Consider the following 12,790-nt stretch of genomic DNA (forward strand, 5'->3'; position numbering starts at 1 on the left):
CCAACCTTAAGACAACGAAACTATCATCCAGTGCTCAGACTTTGAAAGGTGTCTATCCGTGTGCGTACGTGAGTTGATAATTGGATTTTTTCTCGCCGCAACCCTGGCCATCCCGCTGACGGCAAAGGCTGGCGGGCTCAGTGAACTGCCGCGGGAAGAGCGAAAGACCTACGAGTTATTGGACCCGCGGTTGCCCACGGGAGAGTCTGTGTTTCGGAATTTCAGAGCAAAGCGAGCGCCACCGTGGAAAATTGGTTACGCCTCGAGCTACGCTGATAACACATGGCGTGCGAACGTCCTTGATGAGTTTACAAATGAGCTTCTGCCGACTTTCAAGAAGGCTGGGCTGGTATCCGAGCTCGTCGTTACACAGTCCAATCTCGATGATAACGCCCAGATCAGCCAAATGCGGCAGATGGTAGATGATGGTGTCGACGCCATAATCATATGCTGCTCCAACCTTACAGCGCTCAACCCGACAATAGAGTACGCCTATTCGAAAGGCGTGCCTGTTATCTCATACTCCGGTTATGTGACGTCGCCGTTCGCAATCAATGCGACAGAGAATAACATGCAAGGCGGTTTTGAGGCGTCAAAGTGGTTGGCTGAAGAAATCGAAGGCAGCGGCAATGTGCTGCTTGTGTCCGGGATCACTGGCTTCGCCTCCTCAGACAGCTTCCAGGTCGGCGCCACAAAAGCCTTGGAGTACTATCCCGAGATCAACGTCGTCGGACAGGTTGACGGGAAATGGACAGACAGCGTCGCACGATCTGAAGTGCAGAAATTCCTTGCCGCTAACCCTGGCCGAATTGATGGTATTATAGTTCAGTCGGGAGCCGAGTCTGGTGTGATCGACGCCGTCCGCCAATCCGGGCGCGAGATAGTGCCGATCGTGCTTGGCGGAGAGGCTTCGGCATCATGCTACTGGCGTAAGAATCCTGAATTTGTAAGCAGGAGCTTTCACTTCTGGCCGCCGCGCTCCGAGGCTCGTTTCGTTTGGGACGTGATGATGCGCACTCTGGAGGGCCAAGGTCCGAAGATACAGTCCATTCTGCGACCGGCGATTCCTTACACGATCGATGATGTAAAAGCGGATTTGCCAGCCGATTGCGATGCTAATAGTGAAGACTGGCTCGAACCGAAGGATGCAGCTTGGTGGACTGCTGCCGCTGCCGCTAAATATTTCGACAATCCAGCAGATCCGCTTTCTTGGAGGCCAACAAACTGATCTTGCACGCTGTATAGGCAGCGAAACGCTACCCCGCCCGGCCTGGGGCGGGGTTGACGACATGGGGGATGCCGCTGGTCGCGTCAGCAGGAATTCTAGAAACGATCCGGTTCCGAAGGAACGACGATGTTGCCCGGCCTGGGCACTCTCGCCCCGGATGCTGGGGATATTCTACTGGGCTATTACTGATCCTGTTCCATAATTGTTATTATCTGATTTTCACTAACTACCTGAAAAGGCTATATAATATAGGGTATAAATTCATCGTGCAATATTCGGGAGCCTCTGGTCGCCCTGTTACACGTTTCCCTCGCCCATTTCTTCTTGATGGTCGAAGCCAATAGGCGAGACGCTCGAGGCGTTCGCTTAAGCAACATACGTGGGCATCACTATCTCGCCCCCGTCAAGCTGGGATCGCGTTTCGGTTCTGGCTTCGAAAGATCTTCGCATTTAATGTAATCGGCGGCCGCAACCGATATAGGGATGAGTTCGCGTCATGACAAAATTTGGGATCCTCATACTGCTCTCAACAGCAACTGCGATCATCCTTGGACTAAATGCCGTCCTTTTTGACATTTTGGACAAGCTCCCACCTGAAGAGCGCCCAGTCGTGTGGCCTGTGCGCTAGCAAACAATATGTTCGCTTGCAGTCGGGACCAAGTTCCATAAGAAGAACCTATCTTATTGTTGCTAACATGTTGAAACAAATGGGGTAACTAGCTATATACTGAGCTGCCCTCTGCTGGCTGAACTGATGGTCCCGCCGCGCCCTTCACTCCGAAATATCAATTTCCGTAAGATTATGCCTCGGCCTCTAGCGCATGCTTCACTCGCACGACCAGCAGCGCCACGGCAACAACCACGATTGGAATGGACACGAGCAACGGGCTGATGTGCAGGTCGGCATGATCGGCAGACTCAAATGCAACCTTCAGAATACCGAGGAGATAGTAGCTGATCGCGATGATGGAGAAGCCTTCGACCGCGCGCTGGATCTTCAACTGAATCGCTGCGCGCTCGGCCATTGCTCGGATCTGCGTGGCGTTCTGAAACTTGATCTCGACCTGAATTCTCGTCTGAAGCAGGTCGAGCAGATGGCTTGTCGCGTGCGATAACTGCCCCAACCTCACCGAAGTCGCCTCGCTGGTGCGCACTGCCGGCTTAAACCGCCTGACAACGAAAACCCCGTAGCGCTGAAATCCCGGCACATGGGTCTCTCGAAGCTCTACTATCCGCTCATCGACGATCTTGGCATAGGCGGTCGTCGCACCAAACCTATGACGTGTCTCGGCAGTCGCGGAAATCACCTGCGCAGAGAGGTCCGAAATCTTATCCAGCAGGTCCCGGTGTTCACCCGCCGCCGTTTTGAGGTTCCTATTGGTCAGTTCGACAAGCTTCGCATCGAATTGATTGAGGAGTGACCCAAGACGACGCGCCTCCGGAAGTCCGAGCAGCGCCATCGTCCGATAGGTCTCGATCTCGTAAATGCTCCGGACCATGCGTCCGAGGCGATAGGCGTTGAGGCTTCTGTTGAAGAGAAGGATCCTGCTGGTGCTGTCGGCGCCAACGCGAAAGTCGGAGCAAACTTGGGCGTCACCCCCGCCGATGTTTGAAGCGGCCGAGTCCTTGAATCCAAGGTCGGCGATCACAGGACCGAGTTCAGCGGGCGCGGGTCCGAGGACAAGGATGCCAACACGAGACAGGAGTTCAGCCGTGCCACATCCGGTGAGGTTCAGAAAGTCGGCTGCAGAAAACCGGGAAATTGGCCACGCCGATGGAGGATCATCAAACTGGGTAACACGAGTTACCGTAAAGAACTCGGTGTGATGCTCAATCCGTGTCCGAGCTTCCCCTTCCTCAAATTTGCGATGGCGGTCCGCCCTCGCGAAAATGTTCGGACGGACGGGCGGGCATAAACGCGAGGTGCTCGACATAGGCCGGGCCATTAAAATAGACTGACGGCCGCGCATGCAGCTCGGCATTGAAGTCGTTGGACATGACAGTCTCCGAATGAAACTCCAACCAAACCAGCGACGTCACGAGGCAGACCCGCCTCCTCGACCGTGGCTACATGCGCGTTCGCCGAGATGTATTCTGTAGTCCGGCCTCTCGTGCCAATGGCTCGTCCGGGGTGAGAGGACGTCACCGAGACGCTGGAGGTGATCCCGCGCCAGTGGAAGGTCATCCAGACAGTGCGCGAGAAGTTTACCTGTCGGGATTGCGAGAAGATCAGCCAGCCGCCGGCACCTTTCCATGCGACCCCGCGCGGCTGGGCAGGACCGAATTTACTGGCGACGATCCTGTTCGAGAAGTTCGGCCAGCATCAGCCACTGAACCGTCAGGCCGAGCGCTACGCCAGGGAGGGTGTCGATCTCAGCCTCTCCACGTTGGCTGACCAGGTCGGGGCGTGCGCGACGGCGCTTCAACCAATCCATGACCTGATCCGTGCCCATGTTTTTGCCGCCGAACGGGTGCATGGTGACGACACCACGGTGCCGCTTCTGGCTCGGGGCGCAACACGGCAGGCAAGGTTGTGGACCTACGTCCGCGATGACCGTCCCTTTGCGGGCGGCGCGCCTCCCGCAGCCCTCTTCCACTTCTCTCCCGATCGCGAGAAGACCCATCCCAATAGGCATCTCGCCGGATGGCATGGCACCCTGCAAGCCGATGCCTACGGTGGCTACAACGACCTCTATCGTGCCGACCGCAGCCCTGCGCCGGTCCACAGCGCGCTCTGCTGGAGCCATGCGCGGCGCAAGTTCTTCGAACTCGCTGATATCGCCGGCAACGTGCGCAAGGGCAAACCTGCCCACGAGATATCGCCCATCGCGCTCGATGCCGTGGCCCGCATCGACGCGCTCTTCGACATCGAGCGCGGCCTAATCGGAATGCCTGCCAAGGATCGTCTTGCTGCCCGACAGCAGCATGCTCGTCCGCTCGTCGAGGAACTGCACGATTGGCTCATGGCCCAGCGTGCCCAGATGTCGAAGCACAATCCCGTCGCCAAGGCGATCAACTACATGTTCGAGAAGGAAGGACGCTGGGAAGCCTTCACCCGGTTCCTCGACGACGGCAGGCTTTGCCTTTCGAACAATGCGGCCGAACGCGCCCTGCGCGGTATCGCTCTCGGAAGAAAGGCATGGCTATTCGCCGGTTCCCAGCGCGGCGGCGAGCGTGCTGCCTTCATGTATTCCCTAATCGTCACGGCAAAGATGAACGATATCGATCCGCAGGCCTGGTTGGCGGACGTGCTCGCCCGCATGCCCGGCATTCCCGTATCACGGCTGCCGGAGCTGTTGCCGTGGAACTGGCCCGCCGGAAGCGCCCGGCAGATGGCGGCGTGATGGCGCGCCCGACGCATGTCTACACGATCGACTATGTCGCCATGCTGATCGGCGAGAACCTCGAACTCATCCAGGAAGTCGCCAGCAACTCCGACAACATCGACTATGGTGAGACGATCCATGCCCATGACGGCAGCGAAGAGGGCATCACGACCTTCACCGACCGGGGCATCGAAAGCTTGAAGGAGTTCCTCGCCGATATCCGCACCTGGGAAGGAGGTCTTCGCCAGTTCCTTGTCGACGAGCAATGCGATCGCGAAAAGATCGAACGCATCATGGCAGACGAGCCGAAATCATAAGTGCCGCGGCCTTCGCCGGATGGATACATCATCGCTGCCAATCATCAGGAACGAACTATCAAAAGTGCTGCGACGCGCCCTCGCGAAGGTGAGCCGGTCGCAGGTAAAATTTGGCGCGAAGAACTCGGTCAATTTTCCCGCGCCGAGAGACAATCCGGGCACAAAGGACCAATATGCTGTCCATGCCGGCGTGCATTTGCGACGAGAAGTTCGGACTTCGGGACGGGCTTACTATAGTAGAAACCTTGTGCCACAGCGCAGCCGCTTTCAACTAAGAATTTTTCTTGATCGACCGTCTCCACGCCCTCAGCGACCACATTTTGCCCTAGGCAGCGCGCGATCGAGAGAATTGCCTTCACCAGTTCTCTACTTCGCTTGTCGGATCGATTGATGAATGACCGATCAATCTTGAGGGTATCAATGGGAAAGTTAGCCAAATAGCTCAGAGATGAGTAGCCGGTGCCGAAATCATCGATCGCTATGGAAATTCCGCTCGCATGCAATTGAGAGAGTGTCGTCGAAACGCCCTCGCAGTTGTGGAGCAGGAGACTCTCAGTTATTTCGACCTCGATCCACTCCGCACGACAACCGGTTTCCTGCAATACGTCCACCACCGTTTGCGACAAATGCGGGCATTGAAACTGCTTAGGAGACAAATTTATCGCGATCTTGTGCGGGGGCAGTCCATCTGCATTCATGATGGCAGCCGTGCGACACGCCTCATGCAGCACCCATCGTCCGAGATCGATGATCAGTCCGGTTTCCTCGGCGACACCTATAAATTCTCCCGGAGGGATCATTCCCATCTTCGGATGATGCCATCGAAGCAGTGCTTCTGAACCGATCACGTTTCCGTTGTCTAATAGGACCTTTGGCTGATAATGGAGTTCAAGTTGCCCATGTTTCATAGCCAGGCGTAGGTCTGATTCTAGCGCCAGGCGCTTTTCAGCCCCAATCGTGAGATCGCTTGAGTAGAAGCGGAAGTTGCTACGCCCCGAACGCTTCGCTAAATACATCGCAGAATCTGCATATTTCACCAAATCGTCGGGAGCGTCGCCGTCATTTGGGAATACCGATATCCCGATGCTGCAGGATACAAAGATCTCCCTGTCGGAAAGCATGAAGCGTTCGTCGAATGCGGCGAGCATTCTGCTGGCAATTTGAGCCAAGTCGTCATTGTCCTGAACATTCGGCAGCAAGACTGCAAATTCATCGCCACCGAGTCTCGCCACGGTGTCGCTGGCGCGGACGCCTTCTCTCATGCGTGTCGCCACCTGCCGCAGCAACTCGTCACCGACGGGATGTCCCATAGTGTCATTGATCGCTTTGAAATGGTCCATATCGATCAGCATCACCCCGGCTCGCTGGCCCGCCGAAGCCGCGTCCCCGATCATCTCGCGTAGCCGTTCATTGAAAAGTGTCCGGTTAGGCAGGCCGGTCAGAGAATCGTAGAATGCCATCTGATGGATTTTCTTACGGGACGTGTCCAGTTCGGTGATATCGCGGGCGACGCCGAGAATACCCATCAGCTTTCCCCCCGTGAATACCGGAACCTTACGTGTTTCCAAAAGCGTTGATCGACCATCCTCGTGAGCGGTGAACCGTTCCTCATTGATGAGAATACGGCCGGCTTGCATGGCCTCCTCATCCTTGTCACGAAAAAACTGGGCGAGTTCGGGCGTAAACAGATCATAGTCCGTTTTCCCAACGATTTCCGCTTCTGCCTTGCCGACCAACCCTTCGAAGGCATGATTGCACAACAGATATTTGCCTGTTACGTCTTTCAGCCATACCATATCCGGAATGGTCTGCAGGACACTTAGGAGGCGAGCCCGAGCTTCAATAGTTGTGCCCTCGGCGTGCTTCCGTTCGGTAATATCGCGAGATAGCACCAGAAAAGTGACGGTTGAGTGGTCACTGCTTGGTCGCTTTGCCACCGACAGTTCAAACCAACGGGATTCGCCGTTTGGTAGGGCTATACGGACACACCGACCGTAGGAGGCGCCGGTTTCATCGGCTTCTTCAAGAGCCAGCATAGCGATGTCGGCCTGGTCTGGAGGGAGCACATCGCGGACAAGCTTACCGAGCAGCACTTCTTCTCGCTGCGCCAGGAGCTCCTGATTCCTTGCCCAGACCTGCAGGTAGCGACCGTCGGCATCTACCTCGAACAGAACGTCAGGAATGGCGGCAATAATTCCCTCTGCGAATTCAAGAGCCTCTTTGAGATCATGCTCCGCACGTTTTCGCTCTGTGATGTCCAACATCGCGCCAACCAAGCCGATCCTGTTACCGGCGATATCAGTGATCGCTGTTTTGCTGAGTAAAAGATCAACGACACCACCATCTTCGGCGGTGGCCTTTGCTTCATATTGCTGAACACCGCCATTTGCAAAAAGCGCCTCGTCCAAGGCTGCATACGTCTCGGCTATGGGTGCGGGTACCAAATCGAAGACGGTTTTTCCGATAATATCTCCCTTTGAGCGGCCGGAGAAGCTTTCGAAGGCCCTGTTGCAACCAAGGTGTATCCCATCTCTGTTTTTGAAGAAGACGGGTAACGGGATCGCGTCGAGCACGACGGCACTGGACATCTCTTCGGCGTTGAATGGCAAGTCGACGTTTGTCGCAGGATGCCGGGGATTCGCTCGAAAAGCCTTCTCAAACGGTTGCTTCAGACTTGCGACATCTGCGTCGTGACCGTGCGAGCGCCGGACGACGGAGGCTTCCGAAAATGGCGGTGCCGTGCCCGTGGCAAGCGGAGGGCTGGCATTGACCGCGTTGCGGAAGGCGCCACCCTCCTGGTTGATTTGAGCATCAGTCGCCATCTCGGCTTCCACAGGCTGTTCGGGGCGGGATGTGCGTTCCGATTGACGTACGTGTTTCATGTGCCTGTCCTGCTTTGTCACGTGGCTGAGCAATCATGCGTCAAGCCAGCTTTTTGTTAGGACCGCACAAGTCATTTGGCGGGAGTACCATGCCGCTACCCCACCGGGATATCGCTCTCATTTAGAATCATCAAAGATGCGTATTTGACTGTCGTCGGCGACGCCGCCCATACGATTTAGAACGCTTGCCAATCATCGTTCGAAGGCGCGAGTGCCAGGTTACCGCGGCGCATCGGATAGTTTTCAACCCTTGTCTGACCGGCCGGGGACATCTTTCCAAGTTCGCCCGTCACCGTCTGTGGCTGGAAATCCGCGCTCTTTTCTTCGAAGTGGAAATGTCTCAACAACGCGGCGAGGCTTTGGCTCTCTTGGGCGAGGTGTGATCCTGCAGAATTCATCTCCGCGACCATGTTCGCATTTTCTTGAGTGGCATGGTCCATATGATTAACCGCGCCGTTGATCTCGCGCAGGCCCGACGATTGTTCCTGGGAGGCTGTTGCGATTGCGTCCATATGAAGATTTACATCCTGCACAAGCTCTTCAATCGTTCTCAGGCCCGATCCGGTTTCGCTCACGAGCCTTACGCCCTCGTCGACGGCCAGAGCTGAATTGCCGATGAGATCCTTGATTTCTTTCGCCGCTGTCGCTGAGCGCTGTGCAAGCTCCCTGACCTCCTGGGCAACAACCGCAAAGCCTTTTCCCGCGTCGCCAGCACGCGCTGCTTCGACGCCGGCGTTCAGCGCCAGGAGGTTCGTTTGGAAGGCGATCGCGTCGATGACGCTAATGATCTGCGCAATCTGTTTAGAGGAGTTTTCAATGCGGTTCATGGCTCCGATAGCATTGCGCACAACGCGACCGGACATTTCCGCATGATCTCGCATCTGTCGGACGGCTCCGCGCGCCTCAGCCGTCCTCTTTGTCGTCGATACAACGTTGGCGGTTATTTCCTCCAACGCGGCTGCAGTTTCCTCGAGCGAAGCCGCCTGCTGCTCCGTGCGTCTTGAAAGATTTTCAGATGCGGCCGAGACGCCCGAGCTGCCATTCGTGACCGTTTCGACTGAATGACCGACGGTAACAAGCGCGTCCCGGAGCTGACGAATGGAAGCGTTGAAATCCCTGCGCAAACTTTCAAACTGTGGCGCTAACGGCTCCTCAATCTCATAAATCAAGTCTCCATCCGCCATCCGCTTCAACCCTGTTGCCAATGCCGTCGTCGCTCGGACGAGGCGCTCTTCTGCTTCTTTTTCCGCCCTTACCTGAATATCCCGCTTCTCTTGGTCAGAACGAATGCGCTCAGCTTCCGCGGATGTCTCCAGGTTATTTTTCTGTATGGCCGCGCCGCGGAAAAACTCAAGGCAACGCGCCATGTCCCCGATCTCGTCGCGTCGGATCGTCAAGGGTACCGGCGCCGACGTATCGCCTTCTGCGAGTGCCTTCATTCGGCTTGTCAGAGTCCGAATGGAATTTGAAATTCTCCGAACGACCGAAATGCACAGAATGAGTACCGTAGACATGATCAGAAGTGTGGCGCCGGTGTAGCCGATAAAGGCATTGCGAAGATCGGCGTACCGCTGAAATGCCATCTCGTCCAGTTTGTCGCCGGTGCGCATTATGAGCTCGGTCAACAAAGCAGCCCGCTGTTGGGTGATTTCATTCCATCGATCTAACGTCTCGGGGGGGAAGGAAACGCCCGGCTGGTTCGCATACATCTGATCGCGAACGCCCGCGATGAACTTGCCTGCGGCGCCGGCCTCGAAGTCGTCATAAGATTTGACGAGATCGGCAGGGAGAAATTCGTGCATCGTAGGCACATAAAGCTGCTTTAGATTTTTTGACTGTAAGAGGGACGAGAATAGATCGACGGACATCACTGAATTTTTGATGTAGGCTCGGCCGGGCCTGATCTCCAGCAAACTAGCTTCCGTGATCTGCATCAGCGCGTGAAAACCGGTAATTTGACGTGCCAAATCCAAATCATTGACGGTCGCCCCAGTGCGACGGACGAGCTCCAAGCCCGCAACGGCAGCAGGGCGCAAGGCAACTGCTCCCTCCGCCTCGCCAGCCGTTCCGTCATCGACGCGCCGGCGGAAGCTGTCGATATTCTCCCGCCTTTCACGAATGATCTGTACTGCCCGCTCTATGGCCGGATCGTCAAATGCCTTTTTCCAAGAGTCGTAAGCGGAAAAGACCGCTGTAAATGCGCTGTCCGATGCGGCTCGCTTTGCCCGACGGACGTCGGCGCCTGCAAACGCTTCCGCCGCTATAGCTTGGGCCAGGAATCCGCCTTCCCGCCCAAGTTGCTGCGTTGTTTGTGCGCTTCGGAACGTAGAGTATTCGTGGTAATATCCCAGTGACGTTGATACTCCGATGAGTACGAACGCCGTCAACGGGATAATTGCCAAAATCATTAAAAGTAGGGATAGCGGCAGTCTCGACATACGTTCCTCATGGACTATAAATTACACCGGCTTCCATTAGCGACGCGGTCAAGAACATTGTGAAATCGACCGCTACGTGTGAGATGAGCGCGGCAGAATTACCATATGATTAACCCGTGTACTGTTTTAAAACTGCGTTGCGCAGATCGGAACATCGTTGCGTTCAGGGGATCATCTGCAAGGAAGATCTTGGGCCGAGCCAGTCGGTTTGCTGGAGAGTTCTGTCGCTATCAAGCCTCGAAGACGGTCGAGCGCGCTGGCTGATCGTAGGTCAGTCGGCGCAATCCGCCTCTGATATACGCAATGTTTCAGAGGGATATACTCCATAGCGCTTGCGATAGTCCGCAGAAAATCTGCCTCTATGAATGAAGCCCCATTTCAGGGCGACCTGCTTGACCGAGAGGCCAGGCTCGCCTGTCATCAATTCCTGATGCACTGATTCCAACCGTAGGTGCTGCAGAAATGCCAGAGGGGTCGTATTTCGGAAGTTGCGAAAACCGCTCTGAAGAGTGCGTCGGCTTACGCCGCAAGCCGTTGCGATTTCCTCAAGAGATAGCGGCCGAGCGATATTGGCACGCATATAGTCGACCGCCCGCTTAACGGCCTTGGGTAAGGGTGGTTCAGCAACGCGGCATAACTCAGGTGAGTAGCGATGCCGCGCAGCTTCGATCAAAAGCTCCATCGTCGTTTCGGTGAGGTGATTAAGTGCTATCGGTGATTGAAGGAGGGTTCCGTCTCGTAATCCGGCATAAAGCACTGGTACTAATTGCACCAAAAGGCAGCCGAACCCGACCGATAGGTCGATTTCTGGCGAAAAATCGAGGCTGCCTCTTATTGGCGTATTGAGCCTACGTGCTAAACGGCGCGTCAGCTCATCATGGGAGATCCTAAGACCCAAATGTTTCCTGGGCCCAATGAATTGGGTTGTACTCGCCGACATGCTGTTTACGAAAACGCCACGTCTTCCCTCTGACAGGATTTGTCTGCCGTCCACGGTAACGACCGATCGCCCACATAGTGGAAGCATGATTATGTTTGCCTCCGCCGGTCCCTGGTGCTGGACCGTTAGGTCGCCCTCGTAATGCGCGGCAATAACTGCAATCGGGCCATTGGTAATCCCATGTATATCGTAGGCGATCTTGTCGCCCTGTACATGCGCTGGAGATGGCGGGGAAAGCCTGGAAAGCGCTTCCGCGAGTTCCTCGCTGCAAGTACCTTTGAGCGAGAAATGGTCAATCTTAGAGGGGACGCTCTCAACTCTCCACATCATCACTTCCTTCCCGAAACGGTATCCAAGCATGAGGTCGGCCTTTCGCCATCGACGGGCGAACAGGGCAATTGAGGGGTTGCAGCCGGTCCTCGCCGTCACTTCGACGGGAATCTTAGACTTAAGGGCAAAGAGGCGAGCCCATGACGCCGGTCTATTTTGTCAGTGATGCGCGAGCAATTTGGGCCCATAGGTTCATCGCTCCTACTCCCAGTTCGCGACGATGGCTCGTGGTGAGGTCATGGGGTGGGGTGTGGAACAGGGTGGAGCCGAAGCGCTACATCCGGCATGAACTCTCGTTTTACAGCGTGGTAGGATCGAAGCTTGTTGTTGGCGAAGGTACGACCAAATTACTCTGCCCACAGGCGGATCGTCTGGTGCGAGACAATGATCCCAGGACCGGCCAGCATGTCCTCGATCACCCGCAGGCGCAAAAGCAAAACGGAAAGAAAGCCACACCGCGTGCGCAATAATTTCAGCAGGAAAGCGGCGGGGGCGATAAAGCGGGTCACGGTTTGTCATGCCGAATCATCGCACAGCGAACCCAAGGTCCGTTCCCCCCGTTGGCACCTGCGAAACGCGCTTTTCTTGTGCTGTATCGGAGACTGCGAACGCAGTAGTTCCGCTCTCCCGCTGGGGGCATGTAGAACGTCTGCTTGCCAGATACGAAACATTCGACAGCGCCGCCGCCGCGGCTGCGTCCTCTACACGAGGGCCGCGTTCATCGATCTCGTGGCAATAATCGATCAGGGCTTCGATGGTCACGATGAGAAGGTTGTGGCGCGCGGCGAATTCGCTGAGTTCGGGAAGACGCGCCATAGTGCCGTCGTCGTTGGCGATTTCGCAGATAACACCCGCTGGCTCGAGCCCGGCGAGCCGAGCGAAATCCACCGCGGCTTCCGTATGGCCGGCGCGTCCGAGAACACCGGACGGGTTTGCCCGCAGGGGGAATATGTGGCCTGGCCGGGAGAGGTCCTCCGGCATCGTCGATGCGTCGGCAAGCGCCCTGATGGTCTTGGCGCGGTCTTCTGCGGAAATACCGGTCGATACGCCTTCTATCAGGTCCACTGAGACCGTGAACGCCGTCTGCAAGGAATCCGAGTTGCGCTCCACCATGAGCGGGATATCCAGTTCGTCCAACCGCTCCCCGGTCAAGGGAACGCAGATTAGGCCGCGCGCATAACGCATCATGAAGGCAACATGATCGTTCGTCACCTTCTCCGCGGCAACGAGGATGTCGCCTTCGTTTTCCCGGTCTTCGTCGTCCACGACGATGATCATCTCTCCGGCGGCGATTGCTTTAACCGCGCTCTCGATGGAAGCAAACTTCAT

Annotated in this window: 6 protein-coding genes and 3 pseudogenes; 3 read left to right on the forward strand and 6 right to left on the reverse strand. The window is 56.1% G+C overall.

Annotated elements, in window-relative coordinates; all coding sequences use genetic code 11:
- Window positions 1-58 precede the first annotated feature (58 nt).
- On the forward strand, window positions 59-1,228 hold the full coding sequence (locus QDY28_RS20865) for an ABC transporter substrate-binding protein (protein ID WP_442967567.1): 1,170 nt from the start codon (window positions 59-61) through the stop codon (window positions 1,226-1,228).
- An 800-nt stretch (window positions 1,229-2,028) separates the two neighbouring features.
- Here QDY28_RS20865 and QDY28_RS20870 read toward each other — a convergent pair.
- A complete protein-coding gene (locus tag QDY28_RS20870; RefSeq protein WP_331383558.1) occupies window positions 2,029-3,162 on the reverse strand; it encodes a DUF3422 domain-containing protein in 1,134 nt (377 codons plus the stop codon).
- 201 nt (window positions 3,163-3,363) lie between these two features.
- Between QDY28_RS20870 and tnpC the strand changes: the two are divergent.
- Window positions 3,364-4,572: pseudogene (gene tnpC / locus QDY28_RS20875) on the forward strand (IS66 family transposase); the annotation flags it as partial.
- A complete protein-coding gene (locus QDY28_RS20880; protein ID WP_331383575.1) occupies window positions 4,572-4,871 on the forward strand; it encodes a hypothetical protein in 300 nt (99 codons plus the stop codon). The pseudogene tnpC and the gene QDY28_RS20880, both read left to right, overlap by 1 nt.
- A 128-nt stretch (window positions 4,872-4,999) precedes the next feature.
- On the opposite strand, the gene QDY28_RS20885 is transcribed toward QDY28_RS20880, so the two are convergent.
- The 5 genes and pseudogenes from QDY28_RS20885 to ribB all read right to left on the reverse strand — a co-directional run.
- On the reverse strand, window positions 5,000-7,753 hold the full coding sequence (locus QDY28_RS20885) for a sensor domain-containing protein (protein ID WP_331383559.1): 2,754 nt from the start codon (window positions 7,751-7,753) through the stop codon (window positions 5,000-5,002).
- A 176-nt stretch (window positions 7,754-7,929) separates the two neighbouring features.
- Window positions 7,930-10,191: a methyl-accepting chemotaxis protein gene (locus tag QDY28_RS20890; RefSeq protein ID WP_331383560.1), complete on the reverse strand. Its 2,262-nt coding sequence runs from the start codon at window positions 10,189-10,191 to the stop codon at window positions 7,930-7,932.
- A gap of 271 nt (window positions 10,192-10,462) precedes the next feature.
- Window positions 10,463-11,461 (reverse strand): AraC family transcriptional regulator, encoded by a 999-nt coding sequence (locus tag QDY28_RS20895; protein WP_331383561.1) that lies wholly within the window; start codon window positions 11,459-11,461, stop codon window positions 10,463-10,465.
- Between the two features lie 356 nt (window positions 11,462-11,817).
- Window positions 11,818-11,980 (reverse strand): annotated as a pseudogene (locus tag QDY28_RS20900) (IS6 family transposase); the annotation flags it as partial.
- Between the two features lie 177 nt (window positions 11,981-12,157).
- Window positions 12,158-12,790 (reverse strand): annotated as a pseudogene (gene ribB / locus QDY28_RS20905) (3,4-dihydroxy-2-butanone-4-phosphate synthase); the annotation flags it as partial.

Origin of the sequence: Rhizobium sp. BR 362, from assembly GCF_036528765.1 — a bacterium.
In the GTDB taxonomy this organism is placed as follows: domain Bacteria; phylum Pseudomonadota; class Alphaproteobacteria; order Rhizobiales; family Rhizobiaceae; genus Rhizobium.